The organism is Pedococcus cremeus (assembly GCF_900111375.1).
Taxonomy (GTDB): domain Bacteria; phylum Actinomycetota; class Actinomycetes; order Actinomycetales; family Dermatophilaceae; genus Pedococcus_A; species Pedococcus_A cremeus.
On sequence record NZ_FOHB01000004.1, the window covers coordinates 144,219 to 159,282 of the forward strand.

Genomic DNA, 15,064 nt, shown 5'->3' on the forward strand with positions numbered 1-15,064 from the left:
TCGGGGACCTTCGGCCCGACCCCTCCTGTCTCACCGGCCCCAGTGTGGGAGGTGACACGAGGAGGAACCATGACCCAGCTCGAGCAGAGCGTCCACAACACCGTCACCCCATCCACTGGCCGGCTGGCAGGAGCCCGGAAGGCCTTGCGGATCAGCCGTTCGATCGCCGTGTCGATCGGAGGGCCGCCGGTGCTGGCAGCGGCCAGCGCGCTCGCCCCGGTGGCTGCCGTGCGCCGGTGGCCGTCGCGGGCTCCCTCCCCCGCGGGTCGCGCGGCTGCCTGCGGCGCGACCGGGTTCTTCCTGGCCCTGCCGGTGGTCTACGGCGGGATCGTGCGCCCCTGGCTCCAGAACTGGGGCTCGACCGCCTCGGAGCGGGCGGCGTGGTACCCCGGGGACGACCCCGTCGGGCCGGAGCCCGGCATCAAGATCACGAGGGCCGTGACGGTCGAGGCGCCTGCCGACGCGGTGTGGCCGTGGATCGCCCAGATCGGCCAGGCCAGGGGCGGGTTCTACACCTACGACTGGCTCGAGAACCTCGCCGGGTGCCAGATCCACAGCGCCGACCGGGTGCACCCGGAGTGGCAGGACGTGCACGTGGGGACGCCGATCGGCATGGCACCCGACTTCGGCACCGACGTCGAGGCCGTGGTGCCCGGCCGCGCCCTGGTGGTCAGGAACTGGGGCAGCTACGTCGTCGAACCCGCAGGCGAGCACCGCAGCCGGCTCATCGCGCGCGCCACGCAGCCGAAGGGCTTGCCATCCCTCTTCTACGCCCTGGTCGTCGAGCTGCCGCACGCGGTGATGGAGCGGCGCATGCTCCTCGGCATCAAGGAGCGTGCCGAGGCCGCGGCGGCCACCTCGGGAGCGCCGGCCCATCCGCACGCTGCCTGACTGGGCAGACACACCGAACGAGCCGCGCGACCGGTCGGGCGATGCGCGACACTGACGCCATGCGCGCCACCTCGCTCGACCCCGTCCTCATCACCGGCTGCTCGTCCGGCATCGGCAAGGCCGCCGCGGACCTGCTCGTCAAGGCCGGCCACACCGTCTACGCGACGGCCCGTCGCCCCGAGACCCTGGCCGACCTCGAGGAGGCGGGGGCCCGCGTCATGGCACTGGACGTGACGTCCGAGGAGTCCATGACCGCGGCGGTCCAGCGCATCGAGACCGAGCACGGCCGGGTCGGCACGCTGGTCAACAATGCCGGCTACGGCGAGTACGGCACCGTCGAGGAGGCCGACCTCGACAAGGTGCGCACCATGTTCGAGACCAACGTCTTCGGGCTCGCGCGCATGACCCAGCTGGTGCTGCCGGGCATGCGCCGCGCCGGCCGGGGCCGGATCATCAACATCAGCTCGATGGGTGGCCGGATCACCTTCCCGGTCGGCGGCTACTACCACGCGACGAAGCACGCGGTGGAGGCCATCAGCGACGCCCTGCGCAGCGAGGTGCGCGGGTTCGGCATCGACGTCGTCGTGGTCGAGCCCGGCATCACCCGCACCGGCTTCGAGGACACCGTGCACGCCTCTGTGGCGAATGGCGCTGGCGCGCAGCCTGATTCGCCCTACGCCACACTCATCGCACAGAACGTGCAGAACACCTCGAGCGGGTACTCCAACCCGTTGCTCGCCGTCGGTCCCGAGAGCGTGGCCCGCACGATCCTCAAGGCCGTCGAGGCGGACCGGCCGAAGACCCGCTACCTGCTCACCCCTGCCGCCAAGGCCCTGGTGGCCGCGCGGACCCTCGGTGGCGACCGGGTGTGGGACACGCTCGTCAAGCAGCAGTTCAAGCACTAGGCCGCCCGTGGTCACGCCCATCGCCCCACTCGAGGCGCCGGTCGAGCCGGCCGACGCCCTGCGCCGCATCGCCTTCCTGCTCGAGCGCGACCGCGCCGGCACCTACCGCGTCGAGGCGTTCCGGCGCGCCGTCACCGTGGTGCGCGCGACCGACCCCGCCGAGCTGACCACCCGGACGGAGGCCGGCACGCTCCAGGAGCTGAACGGCATCGGGAAGTCCACCGCCGGCGTGGTGGCGGAGGCCGTGCGAGGTGAGCTGCCGGCATACCTGAAGTCGTTGCAGGACAAGGCGACCGACAGCCTTGCCGACGGCGGCGACGACCTGCGAGCCGCCCTCAGGGGCGACTGCCACTCGCACTCGGACTGGTCCGACGGGGGCAGTCCCATCGACGAGATGGTGCTGACCGCGGTCGAGCTCGGGCACGACTACCTCGTGCTGACCGACCACTCCCCGCGGCTGAAGGTCGCCAACGGCCTGTCGAGCGAGCGCCTCACGCGCCAGCTGGGGGTCGTCGACCAGGTGAACGCCTCCCTGGGCGGAGACTTCCGGCTGTTGAAGGGCATCGAGGTCGACATCCTCGACGACGGCAGCCTCGACCAGACGCCCGAGATGCTCGACCGCCTCGACGTCGTCGTCGCGAGCGTGCACTCGAAGCTGAAGATGAACGCCGCCCCGATGACCCGCCGCATGGTCGCCGCGGTGCAGAACCCGCGGGTGAACGTCCTCGGCCACTGCACGGGGCGGCTGGTCACGGGCGGACGGGGCACCCGGCCGCAGTCCGAGTTCGACGCCAGGGCGGTGTTCGAGGCGTGCGCGGAGAATGACGTCGCCGTGGAGATCAACAGCCGGCCCGAGCGACAGGACCCGCCCGACGAGCTGCTCGAACTCGCCCTCGAGATCGGGTGCCTCTTCTCGATCGACTCCGACGCGCACGCCCCGGGCCAGCTCGACTTCAAGGCGCTGGGCTGCGAGCGGGCCGAGCGGCTCGGTGTTCCCGCCGAGCGCATCGTCAACACCTGGGACGCCGACCGGCTCGTGGATTGGGCTCGCGGGGGTGCGGCATGACGCTGCCCGCCCTGTCCGTCGACCAGCACGGGTCGGTGGCGCCGTTCGAGCAGATCCGCGCCCAGCTGGCGGTGCTCATCGAGTCCGGCGCCTTGGCCGAGGGCGAGCGGCTGCCGACCGTGCGCGGCCTGGCCGCCGACCTCGGGGTCGCCGTCAACACCGTGGCCCGTGCCTACCGCGAGCTCGAGGCCGAGGGCCTGGTGGCCACGGCGAGCCGTGCCGGCACCGTGGTGGCACCCGGTGCGCAGCGTGACGAGGTGGCGCTGCAGCGTGCGGCAGCCGCGTTCGCCGAGCGCGCGGCCCGGTCGCGGGTGACCGAGGAGGAGGCGGTGGCGCTGGTCCGGAAGGCCCTCCAGAACCTGCGCGGCTGACCCCGGAGAGCCCGTTTTGGAGTATTCGCCGTCCGACCCGTATGCTTTCCGAGTCCTCGACGGATCCGAGCCCTGCTGGCTGGGCGCGAGGGTTCGGCGAGAGCCGGTCCCCATCGTCTAGCGGCCTAGGACCCCGCCCTTTCACGGCGGTAGCACGGGTTCGAATCCCGTTGGGGATACAGCACCACAGGCCTTAACCAAGGCCCCGTAGCGCAGTTGGTTAGCGCGCCGCCCTGTCACGGCGGAGGTCGCGGGTTCGAGTCCCGTCGGGGTCGCTTCGCATGAGAGGCGCCGCTCAGGAGAGCGGCGCCTCTCGCGTTGTCCCAGCACACCGGACCGGGGTCCGCCGCCGTTGCAGGCAACCTCGATGGACCGTGCATCCCCGGTGCGGTCGTGGGTACAGGCAGGTATGACGTCCAACCCCGACCACGCCGCCCTGCCCGATGTCCCGCACCCCACGCCGACCGGTGGGTCGCCGCTCGTGCAGGCGGTGCAGGCGCTGGAGGGGACCGCGGCCCTCGACACCGTCGGCGCCGTGCTGTCGCGGCTCAGCACCCCCGTCACCCGCTCGCCGGGCCTGCGCGGGCTGCTCCAGGGCCGCGGGGTGGGTCACGCCATCCACCCGCCGCTGACCGACGTGCCCGTCGGCCTGTGGACCTCTGCCGTCGTCCTCGACCTCATCGGAGGCGTGGGCTCTCGTGAGGCGGCGCGGAAGCTTCTCGGCGCCGGTCTGCTCGCGGCGGTGCCGACCGCCGCCACCGGGTTCGCCGAGTGGCACGACACGGGTAACCCCGAGCGCCGGGTCGGGTCGGCGCACGCGCTCCTGAACACGGCTGCCCTGGGCCTGCTCGGCAGCTCGTGGGTCTCGCGGGGCCGTGGCCGGCACGGCGTCGGCGTCGCCAGTGCGCTGGCCGGCATGGCCGTCGCCACCGCGTCGGCCTTCCTGGGCGGCCACCTCGCCACAGCCCGCAAGGTCGGCACCCGTGACGCGGCCTTCGGCCGCGACGGCGTCGGGCCGACCCTCTCCAGGCCGGCACCGACCACCGGCGTCGGAGTCACACCGGGAAGCGACGACCCGGTCACCGACTGAACGATCGGAGGGTGACCACACCAGACCGGTATGCCGCGTGCGCAACGGCGCGCACGCGGCATACCCGCTGCTAGCTGCTGACCTCGATGGCGATCTTGCCGCGGACGTGTCCGCCCTGGCTGACGCGGAACGCCTCGGCCGTCTTCTCGAGCGGGAAGACCTCGGTGACCGGGACGGTGAGGAGGCCCTGGTCGGCGAGGTCGGCAAGCGCCTGCAGGTCGGCCGCGTTGGGTCGGACCCACGCGTAGAGGCCGCCCTTCTCGGCGACCTCGCCCTCGACGATGGAGCCGTGGCGGCCGCCCTCCTTCAGCACCGCGAGGGTGTCGTCGAGCACGCCACCGACGAAGTCGACGACCACGTCGACGCCGTCGGGCGCCAGCTCACGCACTCGCTCCGGCAGGCCCTCGCCGTAGGCGACGGGCTCGGCGCCAAGCTCACGCAGGGCGTCGTGGTTGGCCTCGGAGGCAGTGCCGATGACCCGGGCGCCGGTGGCCTTCGCGATCTGCACCGCGAGGCTGCCGACGCCACCCGCGGCCGCGTGGACGAGCACCGTCTCACCCTTGGCGAGACCGAGGCGGCTGAGCAGCTGGTAGGCCGAGAGGCCGGCGAGCGGCAGGCCGGCGGCCTGGTTCCAGTCCAGCGCCTTGGGCTTGCGGGCGACCGCACGCACCGGCACCGTCACGAGCTCGGCGAAGGTGCCGCCGTGCACCCAGTCCTTGCGGGCGTAGGCGATGACCTCGTCGCCGGGCTGGAACTCGGGGGTGTCGAGGCCGACGCGCTCCACCACACCGGCGACGTCCCAGCCGGGGATCGCGGGGAAGGTGATGTTCATCAGCGGGTCCAGGCCGCCGGCAGCCACCTTCCAGTCCACCGGGTTCACCGAGGCGCTGCGGACCCGGATCAGGACCTCCGCTGGGCCGACCTTCGGGCCGGGGACGTCGGAAAGGGTCAGGTTGTCGGGGTCGCCGTACTGGTCATAGGTGATGGCACGCATGGCGGGTCCAACGGGGCTTCGCGGGGCTGCTATTCCACGGAGGTGCCCGCCGGCAGCCGGTTGGGAGCGGGGGCCGGACGTCCGGTATAGTCGCGACCGCGCCAGCCTCGGCTGGCAGTTTGTTGTCACGGCCAGGTAGCTCAGTTGGTACGAGCGTCCGACTGAAAATCGGAAGGTCGGCGGTTCGACCCCGCCCCTGGCCACCACACAAGACCGCAGGTCATCCACTGGATGGCCTGCGGTTTCGTTTTTCCGGACCAGAGCCCGGCGCGCCTGCGCGCACATCGCCCCTGTTGGGTTGTCTGCCTGGGCATGTGACTGCTGACGTGAGGCCATGGACCCGGACGGGCAGGTCGTAAGGCGCTACTCGAAGGCGCACCAGACCCGTTTGATGGAAAGCCTCAACCACGAGGCTGCCCTCAGCCTCCACGACAAGACGGAGACGTGAGATGTCGAGAAGTAGTCGTCACTTCAGCGGGCCCACCCGCATGGGACTTCTCACTGCGATGGCCGTGGCCGTGGTGGGCCTGAGCGTCGCAGCCCCTGCAAACGCCAGCACCGACAACTTCGGCCAGGCGGTGTATGGCTGTGCAGGCGTGATGCTGCCCTACACCATCAGCTCGCGCGGCAGCATCACCATGACCATGCCGGATGGGTCAGTCATGTACTGGCGCACCTTCGGTGACATGGTGAACTCCATGCGGACACACGACATGTGCTGATCGTGTCGCCCTTTGCCACGCCCCACTCCCCCGCCCTTCCCTGCTGAGGCCTGCCCACTGGTCGGCCGCCCCTGGCGACCACAGAGCGTTACCGAAGCTGGTGCGGAGCGATGTGACGGCGAACGCGCACCGCCAGCTACCCCGGCGTCGACATCAAGGGCGGGTTCACCAGCTCGCGCGCTGGCACACCATCAGCGGGTTGCCGTCCGGATCTTCGAACTGCACGAAGAACACACTGCCGATGTCCTCGACCTCAGACGTGATGCGAACGTCGAGTCCCTGGAGGTGCTCGACGGTTGCAGCCAGGTCATCGGTCCAGAAGAAGAACCTCGGCGGTCCGTCGGCGGTGAACTGCGGGCGGTTGGCGTCCAGCGCCAACCGCGGTCCGTCCTCGACGGGAATGTCGAGGATGGTGTCCTCATGGGAGAACCGGTCGGGATCGAAGGCCAGAACCCTTGCATACCAACGCGCGGAGCGTTCAAGGTCGCTGACCGGGCACCTGCCATCCAGCCAGGGCCAAGGCGCGCATGGGCAGCTGCAGGCCCGGGAGGTCGACCGAGTACCCGCTACCGGGCAGAACGAGCACGCGCCGTCCCGGATCTGCCTCTGGCAGGCTGCCCTGCCAGAGCGCGACCTCGGCCCACGTGGTCATGACACGTCCGGCTCTCGCGCAATCCTGACCTGCACGAGCGTCGAGTTCGTCATGGAGGCAGCCTCCCATCGACGACCGGCTGAGTGCCGACAGTCGGCTCCGCCCTTGCGCGGGCGAGGAGCGGCGATGAGTATCGGCCACGTCAAGGGTCTCACCACCGACACCCCAACATAGGAGGACGCGTGCCCCAGCTCGTCAGAGTGCAGAACTTCACGGTCTCGCGTGATGGCATCGCAGCCGGTGAGGACCAGTCCTTGGAGCGCCCCTTCGGCCACGTCGACCCGGAGAGGCTCTTCTCGTGGGCCGGGGCCACCGCCAGCTGGCCCATGCGCACGGACCCCGGCGGAAGCCGTGGACTGGACGACTACTTCACGCGCGACTTCGCGTGCAACATCGGGGCGGAGATCATGGGCCGCAACAAGTTCAGCCCGTATCGCGGACCCTGGGAGGACCACGAGTGGAACGGGTGGTGGGGCGACGAGCCTCCGTTCCACACTCCGGTCTTCGTCATGACCCACCACGAGCGAGCCCCTCTGACGCTGTCGGACACGACGTTCCACTTCGTCGACGCGGACCCGGCAACAGTGCTGGCCCAGGCCCGTGACGCGGCGCAGGGCAAGGACGTCAGGCTGGGAGGTGGGGTCAGCACGATCCGGCAGTTCCTCGAGGCCGACCTCGTCGACACCCTGCACGTGGTGGTGTCACCGGTCGAGCTCGGGTCCGGGCTGCGCCTCTGGGACTCGCCGGACGACCTCCTCGACCGGTACCACCTGGACGTCGTACCCAGCTCGAGCGGCGTGACCCACCACCTCTTCTGGCGGAAGTGACGGAGGGTGGGTCGACCGGCTCAGGGCGTCGGCAGCATGGTCGTCACCGTCGGGACCAGCACGTCCATCGCCGTGATCACCACATCGGCCTCGGCCAGGGCCGCGCGTGGGGTCAGCCCGGCGAAGCCGACGACCGGCATGCCGGCGGCTCGAGCCGCCGCGACGCCCGAGGGGCTGTCCTCGACGACGACGCACTGGTCAGGGGCAGCGCCCAGGTCGCGAGCCGCGTGGAGGAACAGGTCGGGGGCTGGCTTGCCTCGAGCGACGTCGTCAGCGCTGTAGACGCGGCCCTCGAACAGCGCGCGCAACCCGGTCACCCCCAGGGTCAGACGCATACGGGCGTGCGACCCCGACGACGCGACGCACGTCTGCCACCCGGCCGCCTGCAGCTCGCACACGGCGGACCTCACGCCCGGCACCTCGACGAGTGAGCTCCGAAACGCCTCCGCATAGGCAGCATCGCGCACGGCGTGGAAGTCGGTGGGCAGGGCTCGACCGAGGTGTCGCTCGATGTTGGCCGCGACCTCGGCCGAGGTCCGCCCCATGTGCTGGCTGAGGATCTCCTCACGCGTGATGGGCCACCCCAGCTCCGCGATCATGGCCATGTCGACCTCTTGGATCAGCCGCTCGCTGTCGACGAGCACCCCGTCACAGTCGAAGATCACCGTTCGTGCGTCATCCACGGCCACACCATCTCAAGCCTTCGGCGCCCCGGCACTCCGATCCAACTCACCGGGCCGCGGACCCAGGGCATGCGACCTGGTCAACGCAAGGTGTCTGGCTCGTCATCCTGGTCTTCCGGCAGCGTGGTCGGCGCACTCGCATGGTGGTTCTTCGGTCGCCCACAGCGGTCCGACCAGGCGTGAGCCCGGCCTACCTGCCCCGTAGCGCGGCCAGGACGCACGGAAGGCACGACGTCGCCGAGGGCCGTCGTCGCAGCCGCTCAGGCGCGATCGGACCGGCACACTCGACACAGACGCCGTGGAGACCGGCTGCCAGCCGGTCCTGCGCCAGACGGATCTGCTGAAGCGCCCGAACGACGCTGTCCCGGTATGCCGCGGCAACGGTGCCGCCGCGGTCATGGGCGACCGCCGTGAGCTGGCGCCGTCGCACGGCGGCCAGCCGGGCCAGCTCGGCGTGGACCTGTGGTGGGTCCGCTGGGCTGCCAACAGGTCTGAGGTTCGTCGAACGCGGGTCGTGAAGTGGGCGTGCTGCCATGGCCTGTCCTCCGGACACGCGCGCGCGGCATACCGTCCGGCGCGCAAGGGGAAGCGGGGGCTCGCGCGAGGCGCGAGCGCCCACGGGGATGTCAGGTCAGGGCAGTCGGGGCGGAGCGCGGTCGACGCTGCGACGCAGCACGTCGAGACCGCGTATGCCGCGGGCCTCGCGGCTCAGCTCCAGCGCCAGGAGCGCGGGTCCGGACGGCACGTGCGACGGCAGGTGCTCACGGTCGCCGACGAGCGACCGGCCTGCGACCACCACCGCCTCCATGCCGCCGGACCATAGCAGCGCCGGCCGGCCTGTGCCTCAGGCCATCTCGGGCACGTGCAGGTGCGCGAGCGCGAGCTCCATCTCGGCGACGTCGTCGATCATGGCGCCCATCTCCGTGCCCGTGGCCTCGCGCATCATCCTGGCCGCCTCCCGGGTCGACTCGAGCTGCGCCCGGGTCTCGAGGACGAGCGTGCCCACGGCCCGGCCGGTGTCACGGTTCACCATGAGCGTGGCGCTGCAGAAGCCGGCCATCTCCTGCAGCCGCGGCAGGATGGTCATGCGGTAGAAGTCCGTGACCTGTTCGGCGCTCGGGATGCCGCTCAGCCACGTGACCCTGGCGAAGGCGCCCTCCGGCGACGCGTGGTCGCGGTGCGCCACGGCGAGCTCCCACGCCTCGACGCTGCTCCCGCTGGCTCCGAGAGATTGCTCCGCGCCCTCGCGCAGGGACCTGACCCTCTCCGCCGAGGCGGACATGGCCGCCTCCGACTCCCACGCAGTGGTGGCGATGCAGCGACCGGACTCCCGGTCGACGAGCAGCGACATGCCGATGCACCCGTCCATCGCCGTGACGACGGGGAACACCTCGTCGCGCGTGTGGGCGATGCCGGCATCGACCTGGCCCGGGTTTCCCTGGATGGTGGTGGTGCGTGCGAACACGGGTGCTCCTTCGGTTGGGGCAGCGCCCGGACGGCGCGGCCGTCGCGACCCACGCTTCTCGCACCACCGGGGCCGGGCAATAGTCACCTCGGGCTCGTCACGCGCCAGAGCATCCACGAGCCAAACGTCAGCACATGGTCAAGAAACCTGCCAAACGGCGGCAGTGCGCCCTACTCTGCACCCGGCCCGTGGCACGGGTCGGTGGCTCGGTGAGGAGGGCTTGCGGCAGATGGACGACGTCGGCTGCGCCGAAGAACAAGCGACGAGCGAGGACTCCGAGGGACTTCTCGACGGCACCGTGCGCGCCGCGGTCGACGGCGACGGCGACGCCTTCGGACGCCTGTGGACCGCCCTCTCCCCCTCGGTGGCCGCCTACTTCAGGGCCCATGCGGTCGACGACGCCGACGACCTCACCAGCGAGGTGTTCCTGGCGGCGTTCCGCGCCCTGTCCCGCAACACTGAGAGCTTCGCGCAGTTCAAGGGCCTGGTCTTCCGGATCGCCCACCGCCGCTACGTCGACTGGGTGCGCCGCAGCGTGCGGCGCAGGGGCTCGGTCCCGTACGACCCCGCGATCGACGAGCGTTGCACCGCTTCGGCCGAGGAGTGTGCGGCCGAGCTGCTGGGAAGCCAGCGCGCCCTGGCTCTGCTCGACGTGCTGACGCCCGACCAGCGCCAGGTGGTCACGTTGCGCGTCTTCGGCGACCTGAGCCTGCAGCAGACGGCGGAGGTGCTGGGCCGCGACGTGGGCACGGTCAAGTCCCTGCAGCACCGAGGGTTGGCCCGCCTGCGTCGTCGGGTCGAGGAGGAAATTTCCGGCAAGCCGTATCCCGAGCGCCCGCTGCTGCGATGGAAGGCACGTCATGTCTGAGAACCACCGCGAGCCTGAGGGCCACCCCGAGCCGTCGTTCCTCTCCGAGCTGGGGAGCCACGACCACGCTGCCGACGCGCTGCGTGAGGTGGCCGGGCTTCGGCGTGAGCAGCCGCCGGCGCCCAGCCCGGCGCTGGCGGCGTTCATGGTGCACCCGGACACGACCGCCCCCTCCCTGAACCACGAGCAGCGAAGGACCTCCCTCATGAAGGTGATCCACCTCAAGGCAGCACGCATCCGCCGCGCCGCCGCGGCCGCTGGCGCGGCCGTCGCCCTGGCCACGGTCGGCGCCGCAGCCATGGCCGCGACCAGCGACCCGGTCAACACCTCGGTCGTCCAGGCCGACCCGACCGACACCACCAGCACCACCACCGAGGCGACCGAGACCGAGACCGCCGAGCCCACCGAGACCGAGACGGCAGAGCCCACGGAGACCGAGACCGCGGAGCCGACCGAGACCGAGACCGCCGAGCCCACCGAGACCGAGACCGCCGAGCCCACGGAGACCTCGGACCCGACCGAGACCCAGGCCCCCGCGCCGGCGACCACCGTGAACCCGCGCGCCTACGCCAACCACCACGACGGCAAGGGCGCGGACGACGAGCACGCCGACGTCCGCGGTGGCGGCTCGGTCGACCACCGTGCCGAGCACCAGGGCACCAAGCACGCTGACCAGAAGAGCACCGAGCAGGGTGACGACGCCCAGGAGCAGGAGGGCGCCGACCAGCAGAAGCAGTCGAGCGAGGACTCCGGCGACCACGAGGACGCCGACCAGCAGAGCGGCTCCGACGAGGGCTCGCGCTCCGGTGGCGACAGCCACAAGAGCCGCCACTGAACCGCTCCCCCGCTCGGCCCGGCCTGACGGGCTGACGGGCTGATGACACAGAGGGCCCGACCTCCCAGCGAGGTCGGGCCCTCTGCGGTCTGGACGGGCTGGGTCCGGCGATGTGGACCCGGCCGGCCTGGCCTGCGGTTGCCAACACAGGGCGGCGAGGCGAGGCTGAGGGAGGCCGTGCACGGCATACGACTGACCACGATCGAAGGAGCACTTGGATGGCAACCACCCGCACCGCTTCAGCCCACTGGGAAGGCTCCCTCATGGAGGGAGCCGGCAAGGTCACGCTGGACTCGTCGGGGCTCGGCGCCTACGACGTGACGTGGGCCTCGCGGGCGGAGGAGCCGAACGGCCGCACCAGCCCCGAGGAGCTCATCGCCGCGGCCCACTCGACCTGCTTCTCGATGGCCCTCTCCCACGCGCTGGCCCAGGCGGGCACCCCGCCGACGACGATCGACACCAACGCCGAGGTGACCTTCCAGCCCGGCACCGGCATCACCGGCATCGTGCTGAAGGTGACCGGCGCGGTCCCCGGCATCACCGCCGAGCAGTTCCAGGAGGCCGCCGAGGGCGCCAAGGAGGGTTGCCCGGTCAGCCAGGCCCTCAAGGCCGTGCCGATCACGCTCGAGGCCACCTTCGCCGAGTAGGCACCCTCAGCCCGGTGTCACGCGGTCGCTGCCGTCCCCTCCGGGGACAGCAGCGACTCGCGCACCTGGCGGTGCAGCACCTTGCCGATCAGCGAGCGGGGCAGCTCCTCGACGATGACGACCCGGTGGGGCACCTTGTAGCCGGTGAGGTACTCGCGGCTGGCTGCCCGCACCCCCTCGGCGTCCAGTCGGGACCCCGGCTCGAGGACGACGGCCGCCACCACCTCCTCGCCGCCGGACTCCGTGGGCAGGCCGACCACGGCGACGTCGGCGACGCCGTCGATCTGGCGCAGCGCCGTCTCCACCTCGGAGGGGTAGACGTTGAAGCCACCGGTGATGATGAGCTCCTTGATCCGGTCGACCACGGTCACGAAGCCGTCGGCGGCCATCTCGACGATGTCCCCGGTCCGCAGCCAGCCGCCCGGCAGGAGCACGCCAGCCGTCGCCTCGGGCTGGCGCCAGTAGCCGGAGAACACCTGCGGCCCGCGCAGCAACAGCTCGCCCCGCTCGCCCGGTCCCCGGTCGACGCTCGGGTCGTCGGGGTCGACGATCCGGATCTCCGTGGAGGGGAACGGCACGCCGACGGTTCCGACCCGGCGGGCCTGCGAGACCGGGTTGCCCAGGGCGACCGGCGAGGTCTCGGTCATCCCGTAGCCCTCCACGAGGAGCCCGCCGCTCTCCCGCTCCCAGAGGTCGGCGACCTCGCGCGGCAGGGCCATGGCCCCGGAGATGCCGAAGCGCACCGACGTCAGGTCGACCCCGCGCTCGCGAGCCGTCGTCGCCAGGCGCTGGTAGATCGGTGGGACGGCCGGCAGGAAGGTCGCCGCCCGTCGCTTCATGGCCTCCAGCACCTGGTCGACGTCGAACCGCGGGAACAGGACCAGCGTCGCGCCGATGCTCATGGCGAACGTGAGGCACAGCGTCAGCCCGTAGGCGTGGAACAGCGGCAGGACCGCGTAGATGGTCTCCTCGCCGTCGACCAGCCCCGGCACCCAGGCACGCCCCTGGAGGGCGTTGGCCCGCAGGTTGCGGTGCGTGAGGATCGCCCCCTTGGGCGTCCCGGTGGTGCCGCCGGTGTACTGCAGCAGCGCGACGTCGCCGCTGCTGGGCCGGGGGTGATCCGGGTCGAGCGGTGGCGACTGGCTGACCAGTCGTTCCCACCGCGCCGCCCCCGGCGCGGGCCCGGTCATCGCAGCGCGGGCGGCACGAGCCTTGGCAATCGGCAGCCGCAGCATGAGCCGCTTGGCCAGGGGAAGAGCGGCGGTGAGGTCGACCGCGACCACCGTCTGCAGGGAGGTCTGCGGAGCGACCTCCTGCACCGTGGGGACGACCTTGTCCCAGACGACCGCGACCTCCGCGCCGTGGTCCGCCAGCTGGTGCCTCAGCTCTCCCGCCGTGTAGAGCGGGTTGTGCTCGACGACGATGCCACCGAGCCGCAGGACCGCGTAGAAGGCGACCACGTGCTGGGGGCAGTTCGGCAGGACGAGGGCGACCCGGTCGCCCTTCTCGACGCCGAGGCGCCGCAGCGCCTCGGCGGCCTGGACGACCTGGTCCGCCAACGCGGCATACGTCGTCGTGCTGCCGTAGAAGTCGAGCGCCACCTGCGGCGCGAAGCGGGCAGCGGAGTGCTCCATCATGTCGAACAGGGACTCGTCGGGCACGTCCACCGTCGCCGGCACGCCCGGCGCGTAGCTGCTCAGCCACTGCTGCTCGGCCACGTCCGACCACCGCCCTCCAGTCGGCTGCGGCGCCGACCCTCCAGCGCTGTGCGGGCTGCACAGCCCAGCACTTCGACACTAGCCGTCAGCCGCGTAGGTTGTAACCGCGGGCGCGGCGATGGCCGTGGCCCTGCCAGGAGTCACGAAGCCTCGGCCGACACGACCGCCCCGTCACCCCACCGCCTCAGGAGTCCGTGCATGAGAAGCCGTCTCGCGTCCCTGGTGTTGCGTGCTGCCCGTTGGACCCCGGTGGGAGAGGTGCCACGGACAGGAGTCCTGGTGGGAGCCCCACACACGTCCAACTGGGACTTCGTGATGATGCTGCTCATCATGTGGCGCGGCGGCGTCACGCCCCGGGTGCTCATCAAGAAGGAGCTCTTCCGCGGCCCGCTGGGGTGGTTGCTGCACCGGCTCGGCGGCGTTCCCCTCGACCGGGAGAACCCCGGCAGTGTCGTGCGCGAGCTGGTCCACGAGGCCCGCAGCGGCGAGCCGTTCCTGCTGGTCCTCGCCGCCGAGGGGACGCGCAAGAAGGGCGACTACTGGAAGTCGGGGTTCTGGCGACTCGCTCGCGCGGCGAAGCTCCCCATAGCCCTCGCGTTCATCGACGGGCCTTCCCGCACCGCAGGCTTCGGACCGACCATCACCGCCACGTCCGACGTCGTGGCCGACATGGACCAGATCCGCGAGTTCTACCGCGACAAGCGCGGCATCCACCCCGAGCTGCGCACCGAGCCCCGGCTCCGCGAGGAGCTGCGGACCGGGCGCTGAACCGTCAGCCGACCTGCTCGCGCGGGGCCACCAGCGACAGCCACGCGCTCGATCCCGTGGTGATGTAGTTGCCGGCACTCGCGCCGAGGGCGAGCCGGCGCCGCAGCTCGCGCATCAGCTCCTCGTTGCTGGTGTCGACGAGGCTCGCGCCCGGGCCCTCCTCGTCGACGGACAGGCCGCACGCCTCGGCGGCCCGCAGCACCAGCTCGCGCGCCGGCACGTGCAGGGCACGAGCGACGGCGTCGATGACCTGCGAGCTCGGCCAGTCGGCCAGCCAGTCACGGGTGAGGATCGGCATCAGGTCGCTCTCGTCGAGCCCAGCGGCCTTGGTGAGGTCCGTCAGTGTCCAGCCGCGCCAGTCCATCTCGGCCTGTACGTAGGCCCCGAGTCGGTTCATCGCACTCCCTCTCCTCGTCCGCCTGCCCCGTCGCCGGCGAAGGTGCTCCGACCCGCGGCCCGGTGGGCCCGGCATCCAGTGCACCTAGACGCATTCAACGGAAGCAAACGCACGCTAGAAACGTTCTTTACTGTCCCTTGACCTGAGGGTGACCGTCCCTTTGCA

The 15,064-nt window shown here is 71.4% G+C and carries 18 protein-coding genes and 3 tRNA genes; 14 read left to right on the forward strand and 7 right to left on the reverse strand.

The window, feature by feature from the left end:
• The first annotated feature begins 69 nt into the window (after window positions 1–69).
• The 7 genes from BMW78_RS09175 (at window position 70) to BMW78_RS09205 (ending at window position 4,323) form a co-directional block, all read left to right on the forward strand.
• Window positions 70–891: a hypothetical protein gene (locus tag BMW78_RS09175; protein ID WP_091758562.1), complete on the forward strand. Its 822-nt coding sequence runs from the start codon at window positions 70–72 to the stop codon at window positions 889–891.
• Between the two features lie 59 nt (window positions 892–950).
• On the forward strand, window positions 951–1,796 hold the full coding sequence (locus BMW78_RS09180) for an oxidoreductase (RefSeq protein WP_091759122.1): 846 nt from the start codon (window positions 951–953) through the stop codon (window positions 1,794–1,796).
• Between the two features lie 7 nt (window positions 1,797–1,803).
• Window positions 1,804–2,862: a PHP domain-containing protein gene (locus BMW78_RS09185; protein WP_091758564.1), complete on the forward strand. Its 1,059-nt coding sequence runs from the start codon at window positions 1,804–1,806 to the stop codon at window positions 2,860–2,862.
• Window positions 2,859–3,233, forward strand: a complete 375-nt coding sequence (locus tag BMW78_RS09190) for a GntR family transcriptional regulator (protein WP_091758566.1) — start codon at window positions 2,859–2,861, stop codon at window positions 3,231–3,233. Before BMW78_RS09185 ends, BMW78_RS09190 begins: the two co-directional genes overlap by 4 nt.
• 106 nt (window positions 3,234–3,339) lie before the next feature.
• Window positions 3,340–3,412: transfer RNA gene (locus BMW78_RS09195), tRNA-Glu, on the forward strand.
• 22 nt (window positions 3,413–3,434) lie between these two features.
• Window positions 3,435–3,508, forward strand: a tRNA-Asp gene (locus tag BMW78_RS09200).
• A 134-nt stretch (window positions 3,509–3,642) separates the two neighbouring features.
• Window positions 3,643–4,323: a DUF2231 domain-containing protein gene (locus BMW78_RS09205; RefSeq protein ID WP_177180328.1), complete on the forward strand. Its 681-nt coding sequence runs from the start codon at window positions 3,643–3,645 to the stop codon at window positions 4,321–4,323.
• Between the two features lie 70 nt (window positions 4,324–4,393).
• On the opposite strand, the gene BMW78_RS09210 is transcribed toward BMW78_RS09205, so the two are convergent.
• Window positions 4,394–5,317 (reverse strand): NADP-dependent oxidoreductase, encoded by a 924-nt coding sequence (locus BMW78_RS09210; protein ID WP_091758568.1) that lies wholly within the window; start codon window positions 5,315–5,317, stop codon window positions 4,394–4,396.
• A 129-nt stretch (window positions 5,318–5,446) separates the two neighbouring features.
• Here BMW78_RS09210 and BMW78_RS09215 point away from each other — a divergent pair.
• Together BMW78_RS09215 and BMW78_RS09220 are read left to right on the forward strand one after the other, a co-directional pair.
• Window positions 5,447–5,523 (forward strand) — tRNA-Phe (locus BMW78_RS09215).
• A gap of 282 nt (window positions 5,524–5,805) precedes the next feature.
• Window positions 5,806–6,039 carry a hypothetical protein gene (locus BMW78_RS09220; protein ID WP_143056200.1) on the forward strand — a complete coding sequence of 78 codons (234 nt, stop codon included), beginning with the start codon at window positions 5,806–5,808 and terminating at the stop codon, window positions 6,037–6,039.
• A 165-nt stretch (window positions 6,040–6,204) separates the two neighbouring features.
• Here BMW78_RS09220 and BMW78_RS09225 read toward each other — a convergent pair whose 3' ends face one another.
• Window positions 6,205–6,639, reverse strand: coding sequence for a VOC family protein (locus BMW78_RS09225; RefSeq protein ID WP_342707724.1), 435 nt, complete (start codon window positions 6,637–6,639; stop codon window positions 6,205–6,207).
• Between the two features lie 234 nt (window positions 6,640–6,873).
• On the opposite strand from BMW78_RS09225, the gene BMW78_RS09230 reads away from it, so the two are divergent.
• Window positions 6,874–7,518, forward strand: coding sequence for a dihydrofolate reductase family protein (locus BMW78_RS09230; protein WP_091758573.1), 645 nt, complete (start codon window positions 6,874–6,876; stop codon window positions 7,516–7,518).
• Between the two features lie 20 nt (window positions 7,519–7,538).
• Here BMW78_RS09230 and BMW78_RS09235 read toward each other — a convergent pair whose 3' ends face one another.
• From BMW78_RS09235 to BMW78_RS09240, 3 genes are all read right to left on the reverse strand, one after another.
• Entirely contained in the window at window positions 7,539–8,201 is a 663-nt protein-coding gene (locus BMW78_RS09235) for an HAD family hydrolase (RefSeq protein ID WP_218144295.1), read from the reverse strand.
• 631 nt (window positions 8,202–8,832) lie between these two features.
• Window positions 8,833–9,009, reverse strand: coding sequence for a hypothetical protein (locus BMW78_RS20785; RefSeq protein WP_177180329.1), 177 nt, complete (start codon window positions 9,007–9,009; stop codon window positions 8,833–8,835).
• A gap of 36 nt (window positions 9,010–9,045) precedes the next feature.
• The gene (locus tag BMW78_RS09240; RefSeq protein ID WP_091758577.1) at window positions 9,046–9,666 is read right to left on the reverse strand and encodes an antibiotic biosynthesis monooxygenase; all 621 of its coding nucleotides are present in this window, start codon (window positions 9,664–9,666) and stop codon (window positions 9,046–9,048) included.
• Window positions 9,667–9,895: 229 nt separating this feature from the next.
• Between BMW78_RS09240 and BMW78_RS09245 the strand changes: the two genes are divergently transcribed.
• The 3 genes from BMW78_RS09245 (at window position 9,896) to BMW78_RS09255 (ending at window position 12,016) form a co-directional block, all read left to right on the forward strand.
• Window positions 9,896–10,534: an RNA polymerase sigma factor gene (locus BMW78_RS09245; protein ID WP_177180330.1), complete on the forward strand. Its 639-nt coding sequence runs from the start codon at window positions 9,896–9,898 to the stop codon at window positions 10,532–10,534.
• Window positions 10,527–11,369, forward strand: coding sequence for a hypothetical protein (locus BMW78_RS09250; RefSeq protein WP_091758579.1), 843 nt, complete (start codon window positions 10,527–10,529; stop codon window positions 11,367–11,369). Before BMW78_RS09245 ends, BMW78_RS09250 begins: the two co-directional genes overlap by 8 nt.
• A gap of 218 nt (window positions 11,370–11,587) precedes the next feature.
• Complete coding sequence (locus BMW78_RS09255) at window positions 11,588–12,016, forward strand: OsmC family protein (protein WP_091758581.1); 429 nt, start codon at window positions 11,588–11,590, stop codon at window positions 12,014–12,016.
• Window positions 12,017–12,033: 17 nt separating this feature from the next.
• On the opposite strand, the gene BMW78_RS09260 is transcribed toward BMW78_RS09255, so the two are convergent.
• Window positions 12,034–13,734 carry a long-chain-fatty-acid--CoA ligase gene (locus BMW78_RS09260; protein ID WP_091758583.1) on the reverse strand — a complete coding sequence of 567 codons (1,701 nt, stop codon included), beginning with the start codon at window positions 13,732–13,734 and terminating at the stop codon, window positions 12,034–12,036.
• A gap of 198 nt (window positions 13,735–13,932) precedes the next feature.
• Here BMW78_RS09260 and BMW78_RS09265 point away from each other — a divergent pair, with 198 nt between their 5' ends.
• Window positions 13,933–14,502: a 1-acyl-sn-glycerol-3-phosphate acyltransferase gene (locus BMW78_RS09265; protein WP_177180331.1), complete on the forward strand. Its 570-nt coding sequence runs from the start codon at window positions 13,933–13,935 to the stop codon at window positions 14,500–14,502.
• Window positions 14,503–14,506: 4 nt separating this feature from the next.
• Here the strand turns inward: BMW78_RS09265 and BMW78_RS09270 are convergent, their stop codons facing one another.
• Complete coding sequence (locus tag BMW78_RS09270; protein ID WP_091758587.1) at window positions 14,507–14,899, reverse strand: helix-turn-helix domain-containing protein; 393 nt, start codon at window positions 14,897–14,899, stop codon at window positions 14,507–14,509.
• Between the last annotated feature and the right edge of the window lie 165 nt (window positions 14,900–15,064).